We start from the raw sequence: 14797 nt of genomic DNA on the forward strand, positions 1-14797 counted from the left end.
TGGGCCGCCCATCCGGTCTACGTGACACAGCACGCAGAACGGCCTTGACGTGATGCCGCTCACTGCCTAATCTTTCCGTATCGCGTGAAGCATATCCCACAATGCGGAAACCGATACGAATCCCACCGGAAGGAACACATGCGATCCCTCACCGGCTTCCGAGTACTCGACCTCACGAGGTTTCTCTCGGGCCCGTACTGCACGATGGTGCTCGCCGAGCTCGGCGCAGATGTCATCAAGATCGAACAACCAGGCAGCGGCGACGATTCGCGACGGATGGCCCCGAAGATCAAGGGCGAGAGCTATCCGTTCGCGATGCCCAACCGCAGCAAGCGCTCCGTCGCGCTGGACCTGAAGTCCCCCCGCGGCAAGGAACTGTTCCTCGACATGGTCGCCGGGGCCGATTTGATCGTCGAGAACTTCCGCCCGGGGGTCACCAAACGACTGGGCATCGATTACGACAGCGTCCGCACGATCCGGGACGACATCCTGTACTGCTCGATCAGCGGTTTCGGCCAGACCGGCCCGTACCGCGACCGCCCCGGGTTCGACATCATGGCTCAGGGCATCGGCGGATTCCTGCAGATGACCGGCCACCCCGACGGCAGGCCCACCAAGATCGGCATCGCGATCAACGATATCGCCGCCGGCGCCACCGCGATCTACTCCGTCCTGGCCGCCGAACTGCACCGCCGCCAGACCGGCGAGGGTCAGTACATCGACATCGGCCTGGTCGATGCCGGATTGGCCTGGACAGTCTGGGAATCCGGTGCCTACTTCGGCAGCGGCGAGCAGCCGGCCCAGACCGGGACCCGGCACCGGCGCTCCACTCCGTACCAGGCCTACCGGACCGCCGACGGTTACGTCACCATCGGCGCCAACACCGAGCGGCTGTGGTTGCGACTCATCAACGATGTACTGAAACGCCCGGATTGGGCCGACGACCCGCGCTTCATCGACTTGGATGCACGTATGGCCCATATCGACGAACTCGAAGTCGAGATCGAGGCCATCACCACCACATTGCCCACCAACGACTGGGTGGACCGCCTCGACGTGGCGGGTGTGCCCGGCGGCCCGGTGCTCACTTATCAAGAGACACTTGATGATCCGCATGTGCGCGCCCGCGGGATGATCGTCGAACTGGAACACCCGATCATCGGGCCGATGAAGACGATCGCACCCCCGACGCGGTTCTCCGACCTCGAGTTCGAGGTGCGCTCACCGGCCCCCTGGCTCGGCCAGCACACCGTGTCCGTGCTCACCGAACTCGGTGTCGAACGCACCGAGATCGACCGTCTGTTCACCGAAGGAATCTTGTTCGACGCCCACGCCGAGCTCCAGGAAGGACACCAATGAGCGACCACATTCTGGTGGAACGTGACGAAGCGATAGCGACCGTCATCCTCAACAAGCCCGACACCCACAACGCCATCAGTCAGGGGATGTACCGCCGTCTCCCCGAGGTTTTCGCCGAACTCGACTCCGATCCCACCGTGAAGGTCGTCGTGCTGCGCGGGGCCGGCACCAGGAGCTTCGCCTCCGGCGCCGACATCAGCGAGTTCGAACAGGTCCGCGGCAACGCCGCCTCCGCCAAGGCCTACAACGAGGATGTCGCGGCCACCGAGCATGCGCTGGAGGGATTCACCAAGCCGCTGATCGCCATGGTGCACGGATACTGCATCGGCGGCGGGTGCGGACTGGCGCTGGCCTGCGACATCCGTTTCGCCGACGAGCATTCCCGGTTCGGGATCACCCCGGCAAAGCTGGGTCTGGTCTACAGCCTGGAATCGACCAAGCGGCTCATCGACACCGTCGGGCCGTCCCGGGCCAAGTGGATCCTGTTCTCCGGCCAGCATGTACACGCCGAGGATGCGTTGCGGCTCGGCCTGATCGACGAACTGATCTCCAGCGATGACCTGGAGAAGCACACCTACGAGTTCGCGAGGCTGATCACCACCCGCGCCCAGTTCAGCGTCCGGTCGTCCAAGCGGATCGTCAACCTGGCGCTCGGCGGCCAGACCACCGATGACCAGGTGACCATCGACATCCGCAACTCCTCGTTCGACACCGAGGACTACGCCGAGGGCGTGCGGTCGTTCCTGGAGAAGCGCCCGCCGAGGTTCACCTGGTCATGACCACCATCGATCCCGGACGCCGGCTGACCGACCCGGTCGAGGCCGCCCAGCATGCCGCCGCCATCGCCGAACCGGCCTTCGGACGCTACTTCCTGATCCCGTTCCTCGGCCTGTCCATCGACTATCTCGACGACGAGAAGTCGTGCACCGTCCGGCTGCCGTTCGCACCGCATCTGTGCAATGCCGGCGGCGGAATCCACGGCGGGGTGCTCACCACGGTGCTCGACATCTCCATGGGCCATGCCTGCAACAAGTACCTGTCCGCGGGCGCGACCATCGAGATGTCGGTGCGCTTCATGCGACCCGTGCGTACCGACAGCGTGTGCACCGGTCGCATCGTGCACGGCGGCCGGCGCGTCGTCCAACTCGAATCCACGCTCCACGACGACTCCGGGCGGCTGGCCGCGTTGGCCACCGGCTCCTGGTTCCGCCACGACCCGTCCTGACATTCCCTCCCCCACAACCTTTCTGAAAGCTCAATGAGGAGATCATCATGCGACTGAGAATCGCTCTGGCTGCGGTCGCTTCCGCCGTCGCACTCGTCGTACCGGCCTGTAGCGGCGGAGCCACCAACGCCGGATCGGCCGAGGACTATCCATCCGAGACACTGGACTGGACCATCGCGTTCGGACCGGGCGGCGGCAACGATCTGATGGCCCGCAAGCTGGTCCAGATCATCCAGGAGGACGGCCTCTACCCCGAAGACATCGCCGTGGAGAACCGCGAGGGCGGCAGCGGCGCGACCGGCTGGGGCTATCTACTGTCGCAGAAGGGCAACCCGTACAACGTCTCCACCACGTCGGGATCCTTCCTCACCACCCCGTTGCAGGCCGACCCGGGTTGGACCTACGCCAGCTTCACCCACGTCGGCCTGTTGGCCACCGATGACGCCCTGCTGCTCGTCAACGGCGGCAGCGGTATCGAGACGTTCGAGGACTGGGTGTCCTACGCCAAGAGCAAGGGCACCGTGGTGGTAGGCGGTATCGGTACCGTCAACGTCGATTTCATCCTCAGCTCACTCATCGCCGAGCACGCCGGCTATGACATCGAGTACGTGCCCTACAACGAGGAGGGCCAGGTACAGACGTCGCTGCTCTCGGGCGCCATCGACGCGATGATCTCCAACCCGGGATCCATTCTCGGACAGGTCGAATCCGGCGATATGCAGCCGGTGCTGTTCACCGGCAACGAGCGCCTGGCTGCGCTGCCGGACGTACCGACCGGCGCGGAGAAGGGAATGGCCGACCTGCCGTCCATGCCGCGTGGACTGATCCTGCCGCCCGAGGTCCCCGACTACGCCAAGGATTGGTGGATCGACACCATGAAGCAGGTCGTCGAGACCGAGCAGTGGAAGTCCTTCCTGGCCGACAACTACCTCACCGAGGAGGTCAAGTGGGGCGACGACTTCACCAGCTACCTCGAGGAGACCACCGCCGAGTTCGAGCAAACGCTGAAGGAACAGGGGGCATTGTGACCGCCGCCTCGCACGCCGCAACGCCCGAGCCGCTGCCCATCGTCAACGTGGGCGCCGACACCACCGAAGTGGATACCAAGCGGGTGGTGAACTGGCCCAAACTCGCCTTCCTCGGCGTGATTCTGCTGGCCTTCGCGTTCTACACCGAGCAGGCGATGGGCATGGAATGGCGGACCACCGCAGGCCGGATCGGCCCCGGGTTCTTTCCCCGCATCCTGGGCGTAACCGCCATGGTGGTCACCATCGCGGCCGTGGTCACCGAGTACCTGGCCAAGCCCACGGACAAGGCGCTCGACGCGGTGGAAGCCGCCGAGGAGGCGGCCGAACCGGATCTGGGCAGGCACCCGGTCACCCTGATCGCCTTCACCATCGCCGCCGCGGTCTTCGTCGGGTTGTTCGGAATCCTGGGTGCGGCACTGTCGGGCATCCTGTTCCTGGCCGCCACGCTGTGGTTCCTGGACCCCGAACACCGGATCCGCTCGGTCGTCATCGCCGTGGCGGTGCCCATCCTGCTCTATCTCGCCTTCCAGACCGGTCTGAACGTCGGCCTGCCGCATGGCATTCTGCCGAAGTTCTAGAGGACGAACATGAGTCAGTTACTCGACGGGATCTACGCGATCCTCACATTGCAGAACATGTTGCTGCTGGCCGGTGGCGTCCTGATCGGTATGGTTGTCGGCGTCATCCCCGGCGTCGGTCCCTCGGCCGGCCTGGCGATCCTGCTGCCGGTCACCTTCTCCCTCGACCCGACCGGGGCCATCGTGATGCTCGCCGCGGTGTACTACGGCTCGATGTACGGCGGCACCATCACCTCGGTGCTGATCAATACTCCGGGTGAATCAGCAACCGTGGCCAGCACATTCGACGGTTACCCGCTGGCCAAACAGGGACGGGCCGGCCCCGCGCTGGTGATGGCGGCCGTCGCCTCGTTCGTCGCGGGCACCATCGGTGCGGTCCTGCTGTCCTTCGCCGCGCCGATCACCGCCGAATTCGCCAAGACCTTCGGCCCGCCGGAGTACTTCCTGATCGTGATGGCCGGTCTGCTGACCGTCATCGTGATCCTGAAGGGCAACAAACTGCTCGGCGCGCTGTCGGCGCTGATCGGTTTCGCCATCGGCACCGTCGGTATCGACATCGGCGGCGGTGAGCAGCGCTACACCTTCGGCTCGGTGAACCTGATCAACGGTATCGACTTCATCCCCGTTGCGATCGGCCTGTTCGCCGTCGGCGAGGTGCTGCACACCCTGTGGCGGGGTGGGCATCTGGAGAAGCTGGATTTCTTCGGGGTGTCTGCGCGCAGCCGCGGATTCTGGCCCACCCGCCAGGACTTCCGGGAATCGACGGGCCCGGCCCTGCGCGGATCCTTCCTCGGGTTCGGTGTCGGCGTCACCCCCGGCGCCGGGGCCACCATCGCCTCGCTGATGGCCTACAACGTCGAGAAGTCGGTATCCCGCACCCCGGAGAAGTTCGGCAAGGGTGCGCTGCCCGGCCTGGTCGGCCCGGAGGCCGCGAACAACGCGGCGTCCTCGGGCGCCATGGTGCCGCTGCTGACCCTGGGCATCCCCGGCGGCGGAGCGACGGCGGTGCTGCTCGGCGGGTTCCTGATGTGGGGCCTGCAACCCGGCCCGCTGCTGATGACCCAGAACCCCGATTTCGCCTGGGGTCTGATCGCCAGCATGTTCCTGGGCAACATCATGCTGCTGCTGGTGAACGTGTTCTGCATCCCCGGCTTCGCGAGTATCGCCCGTGTCCCGTTCCGGGTGCTCGGCCCGATCGTGCTGATGCTCTGCGTACTGGGCACGTTCGCGGTGAATAAGAGCCTGCTCGACGTGCAGATCATGCTCGTCTGCGGGGTACTCGGCTTCTTCATGCGGATCTATGGACTGTCCCCGGCAGCCCTGGTGATCGCGCTGGTGCTGGGTCCACTGGCCGAGGAATCGCTGCGTCAGACCATGGTGATCTCCGGTGGCAGCCTCGACGTGTTCGTAGAGCGCGGCACCTCGCTGGGCATCCTGGCCTTCATCGTGTTCCTGTTCACCATCCCGCTCATCAAGGATCCACTGCGGAAGGCGAGTCAGCGTGCGCTGCTGACGTTCTCGCCGAAGAAACGGGACAAGGTCTGATGAACCTCGGTTCCCTGCTGATCACCGCGGTGGCCGCGGTGCTCGGCGCGGCGATCGCCACACTGCTCCATCTGCCGGCGGCCCCACTGCTGGGTGCGATGGTCGGTGTGGCGATCGTCAACATGACACCGATGACCGCGTTCGACTTCCCGTCCTGGACGAAGTGGATCGTCTACGTCCTGATCGGGTGGTTGCTCGGCGTCGGTGTCACCAAGGACACGCTGACCCAGTTGCGCGGCGCGGCCGTGCCGATCGTGCTCACCGTGCTGGCGTTCCTGATCTTCGGACTGGTGGCGGCGTGGGTGTTGTGGAAGTTCACCTCGTTCGACTCCCTGACCGCACTGCTGGCAACGGCGCCGGGCGGTATCGCGCAGATGGGAGCCATGTCGGCGACAGCCGGCGCCAACGTACCGATCGTGCTGACCGTGCACGTCCTCCGCATCACCTCGGTGATCGTGCTGATGACGGTCGGCCTGAAACTGATGGGAGGACGGTCATGAGGCCGCTGGAAGACCTACGGGTGGTGGATCTCAGCCGCGCGCTCGCCGGACCCTACGCCACCATGATGCTGGCCGATGCCGGCGCCGACGTGGTGAAGGTGGAGCCCCCCGGCGGCGACGACAGTCGCGGCTGGTTGCCCTACGTCGAGCGCGATGGCAGCACCGAATCGGCCTACTTCATGAGCGCCAACCGCAACAAGCGGTCGGTGGTGCTGGACCTGAAGACCGCCGAGGGCGCTGAGCGGCTACGCTGGCTGGCCGCACACGCCGATGTGCTGGTGGAGAACTACCGCCCCGGTGTGCTGGATCGCCTCGGCCTCGGCCTGGACGCCCTGCGCGAACTCAATCCCCGGCTGATCACCTTGTCCATCAACGGTTTCGGTAGCGGCGGCCCCGACGGCAATCGGCCCGGCTTCGACCAGATCGTGCAGGCCGAGGGCGGGCTGATGACGCTGACCGGCCATCCGGGCAGCCCGCCGCAACGGGTGGGGTTGCCGATCGCCGACATCCTGGCAGGCATGTTCGGTGCCTTCGGGGTGATGACGGCGCTGCGCGACCGCGAGCGGACCGGCACCGGTCAGCATGTCGACACCTCGCTGTTGGCGGCCGTCGTCGGCGTGCATGTGTTCCACGGTGTCGGCTGGCTGGCCGCCGGGGTGGAGCCGGTGATGACCGGCAACCGGCATCCGTCCATCTCGCCGTACGGTGTATTCGGTTGCGGTGACGCCGATATCGTCATCGCCGTCGGTTCGGAGTCGCTGTGGCGGCGGTTCGCCCCGATCGTCGGTCTCGATCCCGACCGGCCCGATATCGCCACCAACATCGACCGGGTCGGCCGGGCGGAGATGCTGCAGAAGGAGATCGACGATCTGCTGGCCGACCGCACCGCCGACGAGGTGCTGGCGGCACTCGACGCCGCGGGTGTGCCTGCCGGTCGGATCCGCACCATCCCCGAGGTCTATGACTGGCGGCACGTGCGCGACAACATGGTCGTGACCCTGCCGCACCCGACGCTCGGCGACCTGGACGTGCCGGCCTCCCCGATCAACCTGTCCGGCCATCGCCTGCCGCGTTGCGAGGCGCCGCCGGCACTCGGCGCGCATCAGGATGAGGTCTTCGTCGACTACGCTGCAGCACAGGGGTTCTGATGTCGGTCACGCGTATCGCAGTCATCGGCGGCGGCATCGTCGGCGTCGCCATCGCCCGTGAGCTGCTCACCCGCCATCCCGATGCCGAGGTGACCGTCTTCGAGAAGGAGAACCGGCTCGCGGCGCACCAGACCGGGCGCAACAGCGGGGTGGTGCACGCCGGGCTGTACTACGAACCAGGGTCGGTCAAGGCGGTGCTGTGCCGACGCGGTGTGGGACTGCTGGAGCAGTACTGCGCCGAACGCTCGATTCCCCGTATCGCCTGTGGCAAGGTGCTGGTCGCGCTGAACGAGGACGAGCGGGGCCGGCTGCGCGGCATCGAGGAACGTGCACTGGCCAATGGGGTGCCCGGTATCCGCACCATCGGCCCCGGTGAGCTTCGCGAACTCGAGCCCCACGTCCGCGGAATCGCGGCGCTGCATTCACCGTCCACGTCGATCGTGGACTTCGCGCAAGTCACCCAGGCGCTGGCGGTCGATGCCACCGCGGCAGGCGCAAAGGTGCTACTGGGCCATGAGGTCATCGGTCTGCACACACTCGGCTCCGAGGTGTTGGTGACCGCACGCACCTCCGGCGGCACCACCCAGGCCCCGTTCGACCGGGTCGTCGCCTGCGGCGGACTGCAGAGCGACCGGCTCGCCGAGATGGCCGGTGATGGACCGGATCCGGTGATCATGCCGTTCCGGGGTGAGTACTGGGCGATCAAGCCCGAGCGCCGCGATATCGTCAACGGTCTGGTCTATCCGGTGCCGGATCCGCGCTACCCGTTCCTCGGGGTGCACGTCACCCCGAGAGTCGACGGCGAGGTCCTGATCGGCCCGAATGCCGTTCTGGCGCTTGCCCGCGAGGGCTACACCTGGGGCAAGGTCTCGGTACCCGATCTGGTCGGCGTGGCCCGTACCCCGGCGTTCTGGCGGTTCGCGCGTCAGCACTGGCGAACCGGCCTCCGGGAGATGTACGGCTCGCTGAGCAAGCACCGGTTCGTCGAGGCGGCCCGCGCCTACGTCCCCGACCTGCAGGACGATGATGTGGTGCCCGGCCCGGCCGGTATCCGCGCCCAGGCGCTGGACGCCGACGGTGGACTGGTCGACGACTTCCGGATCGCCTTCCGTGACCGGATTGTCGTGCTGCGCAACGCGCCGTCGCCGGCGGCGACCTCCGCGCTCGCCATCGCCGAACATGTTGTCACCACCATCGACAAGGCGGAGGTGGAATTGTGACGGCGTTGCGGCGCGGGCTGTGGGGAGTTCTGGCCACCCCGTTCGACGACGAGCTCGCGGTCGACCACGATTCCCTGCGTGCCGAGGTCGGCGCATTCGCCGCCGACGGGTGTCTGGGACTGGTGGCTCTCGGAGTATTCGGGGAGGCGGCCGCGTTGCACGCCGACGAGGCCGACGCCGTCGCGGCCACCGTCTCCTCGGCCACCGAACTACCCTATGTCCTCGGCCTTTCCGAGCGGGACCCAGCGGCCGTGGTGACGCAAGCCCAGCGATTGCTCGCGGCCGTGGCGCGGCCACCGATCGCGCTGATGGCGCAGATCTCCTCCCCCGACCCGGCGGTGGCGGCGCTGTCGTTGCGGCGTCTGCACGAGGCCACCGGTATCGGGATCCTGATCCAGGACTATCCCGTGGTGTCCGGGGTGTCGGTGTCCGACGAACAGGTGGTGGCGCTGGTGCAGGCCTGCCCGTTCGCGGTCGGGGTGAAATCGGAGACCCCGCCGACCTCGGTCGCGATCGCCCACGTCGCGCCGCGGGTGGACGTCCCGGTGTTCGGCGGGTTGGGTGGGGTCGGCCTACTGGACGAACTCGCCGCCGGATCGGCGGGCGCGATGACCGGATTCAGCCATCCCGCGGTGCTGTCTGCCGTCCTGAATGCCTGGGACACCGGCGGTTTCGAGTCCGCCCGCGCGGTGTTCGCACCGTGGCTGCCGCTGGCGAACTTCGAGGGTCAGCTCAAGGTCGGCCTGGCGATCCGCAAGGAGGTGCTGCGTCGTCGTGGCGTGATCACCTCGGCCCGGGTGCGCCGACCCGCCCGCACGCTGCCCGCCGAGCTGGTTCCGATGCTCGACCACCACCTCGCGACCCTGCCGGTCACGGCAGCGCGGTAACGGAAGGACCACAATGGATCTCGGTATCACCGGCCGGACCGCCCTGGTGCTCGGCGCCAGCGGGGGGCTCGGCTCGGCCATCGCCACGCGGCTGGCCCGCGAGGGCGCCAACGTCGCCGTCGCGGGCAGGTCCGAAGACGGGCTGGCCGCCACCGCCGCGCTGGTCGAGGGGGTGGGCGCCAAGGCCTTCCCCGTGGTGTGGGACCTGGCTGACCTGGACCGGGTGGACGCCACCGTCACCGCCGTCGAACAGGCGCTCGGATCGGTGGACATCCTGGTCAACAACACCGGTGGCCCCGCGCCGACCCCGGTGGCCGGTCAGGACGCCGCCGCCTGGCGGTCCGGCTTCGAGCAGATGATCCTGTCGGTCATCAGCCTGACCGATCGTGTGTTACCCGCCATGCGCGAACGTCATTGGGGCCGGGTGCTGACGTCGACATCGTCGGGCGCCCTGACACCGATCCCCAACCTCGGTCTGTCGAACACGCTGCGGGCCAGCCTGCATTCGTGGTCGAAGACATTGGCAGACGAGGTCGGCCGCGACCGGGTCACCAGCAATGTGATCGTGCCGGGCCGGATCGCGACCGACCGCACCCGCTTCCTCGACGAGAAGCGGGCCGGGCGGGAGAACCGCAGCGTCGCCGACGTCGCCCGCGACAGCGCGGCCACCATGGCGTTGGGCCGCTACGGAAATCCCGACGAGTACGCCGACGTCGCCGCATTCCTGTGCAGCGAACGTGCCTCATACATCACCGGTTCGGTCATCCGTGTCGACGGCGGCCTGATCCGCAGCGTCATCTGACCCCTCACCCAGATTGGAACCCCATGCGCCTCCGTACCGTCCAGGTCAGTGAAGAACAACTCGCCTGTGCCGCTCTTCCCGACGGGCGCCTCGCCCGCGTCGACCAACTGCTCCCGGGTGCCCACGGCGATCTGCTGTCACTGCTGCGCACCGATCGCCTCGACGAGCTCAGGTCTGCCGTCGAGGCTGGCGTCGACGACAGCCAATGCGTCTACCCCGATGCGAAAGTGCTTGCGCCATGGCGCACTCCGCGCAAGATTCTCGGCATCGGCCTGAACTACGGCGAGCATGCCGGGGACCTCGGCGAGCAGGCGCCCAGGACCTCACCCGCGTCGTTCATCAAGGGCGATCACACAATCGTCGGCCCCGGGGAGCCCATCGTCGTGCCCCCGGGGATCGGCAAGGTCACCGCCGAGGCCGAGGTCGGATTGGTGATCGGCCGGACCTGCTATCAGGTGGGCGTCGAGGAGGCGATGTCCTATGTCGCGGGCATCGTGCCGGTGTTGGATCAGACCGCCGAGGCGGTGCTGCTGGAGAATCCGCGCTATCTCACCCGGGTGAAGAACTACCCGACGTTTTTCTCGTTCGGCCCGGACCTCATCACCATGGACGAGGTCCTCGAGCGCGGGCCGCTGGCCGATGTGCGGGTGGCCACCGTCCACAACGGTGCGGTGCACCGCAAGGACACCGTGTCCGGTATGACGTTCTCCCCCGCCGAGCTGTTGAGCTTCCACAGCCAGGTGATGCCGTTCTATCCCGGCGACATCCTGTCCACCGGAACGCCCGGCGCGGTCGGCATCGAGCCGGGGGACGTGGTGCGCTGCGAATTAGGCGACAGCTTCGCCGATCTGGAGAACCCGGTGCGCTGACGACGTTCCTGGGTGTGACGCACCCTGCCTGCGCGATGCCGGAGTGCATACGTTGCGGGTATGCCTCTGCTCACCAAAACCCTGGCCCTGCTGGTCCTCATGTTCGCCGGCACGATTCTGCCGACCGCCGCCGCGTCCGACAACGCCCAGATCATCCGGGACGGCTTCGCGCGCGGGGTCGGCGGGCCCGACAGTTTCTATGCCCTGCTCGCGCAGGACGTGCACTGGACGGTCGCCCGCGCCGAGGGGGCCTCGACGTACACATCTCGACAGGAGTTCCTCGACCGCGGCGCCAAACCCGTGCTCGATCGGCTGACCGGCCCCATCCAGGCGCAGGTACACGAACTGATCGTCGATGGCGATCAGGTCGTCGCACGGTGGCGCGGCACCGCCACCGCACGTGACGGCCGCCCGTACACCAACGAGTACGCCTGGGCGATGACGATGCGCGGCGGCGAGATCACCCAGGTGGTGGCCTACCTGGACCTGGTGGCGCTCGACGACCTGATCCAGCGGGTACCGGTGTAACTCCGTCGGCGATCCCGCCGATAGACGTTTCGTGATGCTTCGCAGCCTGCCCGTCCTTGCGGCCCTGGCGGTGGCCGGCGCCGCCCCGGCGCATGCGCTGCCGCTGCCGGAGTTCTGCGTCCCCACCTCCGACCACGTCTGCACCGTCCGACTGGCATCGGTGACCCAGGACGTCGTGGACGGCACGATCACCGGCGCCCCCGTCGGCGGCGGTCCCGCGATCACCCTCACGGGCCCGGGCGAGGCCTATCTGAAGTCGGCCGGTTTCACCGAGGCGCCCGAGGCCGTCCGCACCTGGGACAGCACCATCGACCAGGTCTCCGGCCTCGGCGTCAACTACACCGACCCCAATTGGTACGGCAATGCGAAGGCCAAGGTGTTCCTGTCCCGCACGCTCAACGGCCTGGCCGTCCAGTTCCCGCCCGACACCCTCGTGGTGTCCTTCACCTCCGGTGACGGCGACGCGCCCTATCAGCTGACGTCGATCCAGCCGAGCGCACAGATTTCTTAGGACCGAAACTGTCCTGTAGTCCTGACACCATGGGTGGCGAGACGACCTAGAGGAGAGTCCGTGACCCTGAGCAGCACCCTGCACATCAACTTCCGCGGCAACGCCCGCAAGGCGCTGGAGTACTACCACTCCGTGTTCGGCGGAGACATCATCCTGGCGCCCTACGGTGACGTCCCGGCGGGCCAGGGTCCGGGTCAAGCCGATCAGATCGCGTGGGGACAGGTCAGCGCTCCGAACGGATTTCGGGTGATGGCCTACGACGTGCAGGACTCGAAGTCCTGGAATCCCGGCGAGATCCCGTTCTATCACTCGTTGCGCGGCAGCGACGCCGAGGAGATCACGCGCTACTGGAACGCGTTGTCCGAGGGCTCGACCATCGATGAACCGCTGGGCCCCTCGCAGTTCTCGCCGCTGTACGGGAAGCTGACCGACCGCTTCGGCGTCACGTGGATCATCGACGTCGTACCGGCGTACTGACCACCCAACCGAAAACACCCCCGGCCCAACAGGACCGGGGGTGTCTCGTCGAACGGTAGATCTAGTGCGCGTGCCCGTGGTGTCCGTGGCCCGCATGCTCGTCGACCTCGACCGGCTTTTCGACGACAGCCGTCTCGGTGGTGAGCACCATGCGACCGACCGACGCGGCGTTGAGCACCGCGGAGCGGGTCACCTTGGCCGGATCGACGATGCCCTCGGCAAGCAGATCGCCGTAGGTCAGCGTGGCGGCGTTGAAGCCCTGCCCGGTGGGCAGTTCGCTGACCTTGTTGACCACAACCGAGCCGTCCAGGCCGGCGTTGGTGGCGATCCAGTACAGCGGGGCCGACAGCGCCGAGGCGAACACCTCGAGACCGAGCAGCTCGTCACCGCTGAGGGAACCGCGCAGGCCATCCAGCGCCGCGCGGGCCTGCACCAGCGCCGAACCGCCGCCGGTGACAATGCCCTCTTCGACCGCGGCCTTGGCCGCCGACACGGCGTCCTCGACGGCTTCCTTGCGCTTCTTCAGATCCGTCTCGGTGGCCGCACCGACCTTGATGACCGCGACGCCGCCGGACAGCTTGGCGAGGCGCTCTTCGAGCTTCTCGCGGTCCCAGTCCGAGTCGGTGTTCTCGATCTCGCTGCGCAGTTGCGCCTTGCGACCCTCGATGGCGTCCTGGGTACCGGCACCGTCGACGATCACGGTGCTGTCCTTGGTCACCACGACCCGGCGCGCCGAGCCCAGCACGTCGAGGCCGGCCTCCCGCAGCACCAGGCCCACATCGGGGTTGATCACCTGGGCGGCGGTGACGACCGCGAGGTCGTCCAGGAACGCCTTGCGACGGTCACCGAAGAACGGCGCCTTCACGGCGACGGCCTTGAGCGTCTTGCGGATGGAGTTGACGACCAGGGTCGACAGCGCCTCCCCCTCGACGTCCTCGGCGATGATCAGCAGCGGCTTACCGGCCTCGGCCACCTTCTCCAGCAGCGGCAGCAGGTCGGGCAGCGAGCTGATCTTGTCGCGGTGCAGCAGCACCAGCGCGTCCTCGAGCACCGCTTCCTGGGCGTCGAAGTCGTTGATGAAGTACGCCGAGATGAAGCCCTTGTCGAAGCCGACACCCTCGGTCACCTCGAGCAGCGTCTCCAGGGTGGAGGACTCCTCGACGGTGACGACGCCGTCGGCGCCGACGGTGGTCATGGCCTCGCCGACCAGCTCGCCGACCAGTTCGTCGCGGGAGGACACGGTGGCGACCTGCGCGATGGCGGTCTTGTCGCTGACGGGCTTGGCCGCGGCCAGCAGCGCCTCAGAGACGGCGTCGGCGGCCTTGCTGATACCCGCGCCGAGCGCGATCGGGTTGGCACCGGCGGCGACGTTGCGCAGGCCGGCCTTCACGATGGCCTGCGCCAGCACGGTCGCGGTGGTGGTGCCGTCACCGGCGACGTCGTTGGTCTTGGTGGCCACCGACTTGACCAGCTGGGCACCCAGGTTCTCGAACGGGTCCTCCAGGTCGATCTCGCGGGCGATGGTGACACCGTCGTTGGTCACGACCGGTCCGCCGAACGCCTTGGCCAGCACCACGTGGCGGCCGCGCGGGCCGAGGGTGACGCGGACGGCATCGGCGAGCTTGTCCACGCCGGCCTCCAGGGCGCGGCGCGCAGTTTCGTTGAATTCAATCTGCTTGCTCATAAATGTCCTTTGATGTGCCGGGGGGCAAAGCGGACCGCCCCGGACGTCACCCATCGACGGGGACGTCCGGGGCGGTACACAGCTGCTTACTTGTTGACGACAGCCAGCACGTCGCGCGCGGAGAGGATCAGGTACTCCTCGCCGCCGTACTTGATCTCGGTGCCGCCGTACTTGCTGTAGATGACGGTGTCACCCTCGGCAACGTCCAGGGGGATCCGCTTCTCGCCGTCCTCATCCCAGCGGCCGGGGCCAACTGCGACGACGGTGCCTTCCTGCGGCTTCTCCTTGGCGGTGTCCGGGATGACCAGACCGGAAGCGGTCGTGGTCTCGGCCTCGTTGGCCTGAACGAGGATCTTGTCCTCGAGTGGCTTGATGTTGACTGCCACGATTGGAGCCCTCCACTAGGTATAGGAGACCGGGAATGTTCCGGGTCCAT

General features: G+C 67.2%; 17 protein-coding genes. 15 read left to right on the forward strand and 2 right to left on the reverse strand.

The features are described 5' to 3' along the window. Positions 1-138 precede the first annotated feature (138 nt). The 15 genes from BST17_RS14420 to BST17_RS14490 are packed head-to-tail and all read left to right on the forward strand — an operon-like array spanning position 139 to position 12677. Positions 139-1359: a CaiB/BaiF CoA transferase family protein gene (locus tag BST17_RS14420; protein ID WP_083059177.1), complete on the forward strand. Its 1221-nt coding sequence runs from the start codon at positions 139-141 to the stop codon at positions 1357-1359. Continuing rightward, the gene (locus tag BST17_RS14425) at positions 1356-2138 is read left to right on the forward strand and encodes an enoyl-CoA hydratase-related protein (protein ID WP_083059179.1); all 783 of its coding nucleotides are present in this window, start codon (positions 1356-1358) and stop codon (positions 2136-2138) included. The genes BST17_RS14420 and BST17_RS14425 overlap by 4 nt, the downstream gene beginning before the upstream one ends. Next, positions 2135-2584 (forward strand): PaaI family thioesterase, encoded by a 450-nt coding sequence (locus tag BST17_RS14430; RefSeq protein ID WP_083059181.1) that lies wholly within the window; start codon positions 2135-2137, stop codon positions 2582-2584. Before BST17_RS14425 ends, BST17_RS14430 begins: the two co-directional genes overlap by 4 nt. Positions 2585-2631: 47 nt before the next feature. Next, positions 2632-3612 (forward strand): Bug family tripartite tricarboxylate transporter substrate binding protein, encoded by a 981-nt coding sequence (locus BST17_RS14435; protein WP_083059183.1) that lies wholly within the window; start codon positions 2632-2634, stop codon positions 3610-3612. Beyond that, positions 3609-4190 (forward strand): tripartite tricarboxylate transporter TctB family protein, encoded by a 582-nt coding sequence (locus BST17_RS14440; protein WP_165762278.1) that lies wholly within the window; start codon positions 3609-3611, stop codon positions 4188-4190. Before BST17_RS14435 ends, BST17_RS14440 begins: the two co-directional genes overlap by 4 nt. A 9-nt stretch (positions 4191-4199) precedes the next feature. Continuing rightward, the gene (locus BST17_RS14445) at positions 4200-5735 is read left to right on the forward strand and encodes a tripartite tricarboxylate transporter permease (RefSeq protein ID WP_083059187.1); all 1536 of its coding nucleotides are present in this window, start codon (positions 4200-4202) and stop codon (positions 5733-5735) included. Next, complete coding sequence (locus tag BST17_RS14450) at positions 5735-6235, forward strand: AbrB family transcriptional regulator (protein WP_083059189.1); 501 nt, start codon at positions 5735-5737, stop codon at positions 6233-6235. The genes BST17_RS14445 and BST17_RS14450 overlap by 1 nt, the downstream gene beginning before the upstream one ends. Continuing rightward, positions 6232-7383, forward strand: a complete 1152-nt coding sequence (locus BST17_RS14455; RefSeq protein ID WP_083059191.1) for a CaiB/BaiF CoA transferase family protein — start codon at positions 6232-6234, stop codon at positions 7381-7383. The genes BST17_RS14450 and BST17_RS14455 overlap by 4 nt, the downstream gene beginning before the upstream one ends. Next, positions 7383-8603: an L-2-hydroxyglutarate dehydrogenase gene (lhgO, locus tag BST17_RS14460; protein ID WP_083059193.1), complete on the forward strand. Its 1221-nt coding sequence runs from the start codon at positions 7383-7385 to the stop codon at positions 8601-8603. Before BST17_RS14455 ends, lhgO begins: the two co-directional genes overlap by 1 nt. Next, positions 8600-9490 carry a dihydrodipicolinate synthase family protein gene (locus BST17_RS14465; protein WP_165762279.1) on the forward strand — a complete coding sequence of 297 codons (891 nt, stop codon included), beginning with the start codon at positions 8600-8602 and terminating at the stop codon, positions 9488-9490. Before lhgO ends, BST17_RS14465 begins: the two co-directional genes overlap by 4 nt. Positions 9491-9503: 13 nt before the next feature. Next, positions 9504-10292 (forward strand): SDR family oxidoreductase, encoded by a 789-nt coding sequence (locus BST17_RS14470; protein WP_083059195.1) that lies wholly within the window; start codon positions 9504-9506, stop codon positions 10290-10292. 23 nt (positions 10293-10315) lie between these two features. Next, a complete protein-coding gene (locus BST17_RS14475; RefSeq protein ID WP_083059197.1) occupies positions 10316-11161 on the forward strand; it encodes a fumarylacetoacetate hydrolase family protein in 846 nt (281 codons plus the stop codon). 60 nt (positions 11162-11221) lie between these two features. Further along, positions 11222-11689, forward strand: a complete 468-nt coding sequence (locus BST17_RS14480) for a nuclear transport factor 2 family protein (RefSeq protein WP_083059199.1) — start codon at positions 11222-11224, stop codon at positions 11687-11689. A 34-nt stretch (positions 11690-11723) separates the two neighbouring features. After that, positions 11724-12200, forward strand: coding sequence for a hypothetical protein (locus BST17_RS14485; protein WP_083059201.1), 477 nt, complete (start codon positions 11724-11726; stop codon positions 12198-12200). A gap of 60 nt (positions 12201-12260) precedes the next feature. Then, the gene (locus tag BST17_RS14490; protein ID WP_083059203.1) at positions 12261-12677 is read left to right on the forward strand and encodes a VOC family protein; all 417 of its coding nucleotides are present in this window, start codon (positions 12261-12263) and stop codon (positions 12675-12677) included. Positions 12678-12738: 61 nt separating this feature from the next. Here BST17_RS14490 and groL read toward each other — a convergent pair whose 3' ends face one another. Further along, on the reverse strand, positions 12739-14361 hold the full coding sequence (groL, locus tag BST17_RS14495; RefSeq protein WP_083059205.1) for a chaperonin GroEL: 1623 nt from the start codon (positions 14359-14361) through the stop codon (positions 12739-12741). Between the two features lie 86 nt (positions 14362-14447). Beyond that, a complete protein-coding gene (gene groES, locus BST17_RS14500; RefSeq protein ID WP_036421278.1) occupies positions 14448-14750 on the reverse strand; it encodes a co-chaperone GroES in 303 nt (100 codons plus the stop codon). Between the last annotated feature and the right edge of the window lie 47 nt (positions 14751-14797).

Origin of the sequence: Mycolicibacterium bacteremicum, from assembly GCF_002086115.1 — a bacterium.
GTDB classification, from domain to species: domain Bacteria; phylum Actinomycetota; class Actinomycetes; order Mycobacteriales; family Mycobacteriaceae; genus Mycobacterium; species Mycobacterium bacteremicum.

Bases quoted from the DNA above. Each gene is read 5' to 3' on its own strand.
- BST17_RS14445 (WP_083059187.1), top strand. From the start codon at position 4,200: ATGAGTCAGTTACTCGACGGGATCTACGCGATCCTCACATTGCAGAAC.
- BST17_RS14450 (WP_083059189.1), top strand. From the start codon at position 5,735: ATGAACCTCGGTTCCCTGCTGATCACCGCGGTGGCCGCGGTGCTCGGC.
- BST17_RS14435 (WP_083059183.1), top strand. From the start codon at position 2,632: ATGCGACTGAGAATCGCTCTGGCTGCGGTCGCTTCCGCCGTCGCACTC.
- BST17_RS14455 (WP_083059191.1), top strand. From the start codon at position 6,232: ATGAGGCCGCTGGAAGACCTACGGGTGGTGGATCTCAGCCGCGCGCTC.
- BST17_RS14480 (WP_083059199.1), top strand. From the start codon at position 11,222: ATGCCTCTGCTCACCAAAACCCTGGCCCTGCTGGTCCTCATGTTCGCC.
- BST17_RS14430 (WP_083059181.1), top strand. From the start codon at position 2,135: ATGACCACCATCGATCCCGGACGCCGGCTGACCGACCCGGTCGAGGCC.
- BST17_RS14475 (WP_083059197.1), top strand. From the start codon at position 10,316: ATGCGCCTCCGTACCGTCCAGGTCAGTGAAGAACAACTCGCCTGTGCC.
- BST17_RS14425 (WP_083059179.1), top strand. From the start codon at position 1,356: ATGAGCGACCACATTCTGGTGGAACGTGACGAAGCGATAGCGACCGTC.
- BST17_RS14470 (WP_083059195.1), top strand. From the start codon at position 9,504: ATGGATCTCGGTATCACCGGCCGGACCGCCCTGGTGCTCGGCGCCAGC.
- BST17_RS14485 (WP_083059201.1), top strand. From the start codon at position 11,724: ATGCTTCGCAGCCTGCCCGTCCTTGCGGCCCTGGCGGTGGCCGGCGCC.
- groL (WP_083059205.1), bottom strand. From the start codon at position 14,361: ATGAGCAAGCAGATTGAATTCAACGAAACTGCGCGCCGCGCCCTGGAG.
- lhgO (WP_083059193.1), top strand. From the start codon at position 7,383: ATGTCGGTCACGCGTATCGCAGTCATCGGCGGCGGCATCGTCGGCGTC.
- BST17_RS14420 (WP_083059177.1), top strand. From the start codon at position 139: ATGCGATCCCTCACCGGCTTCCGAGTACTCGACCTCACGAGGTTTCTC.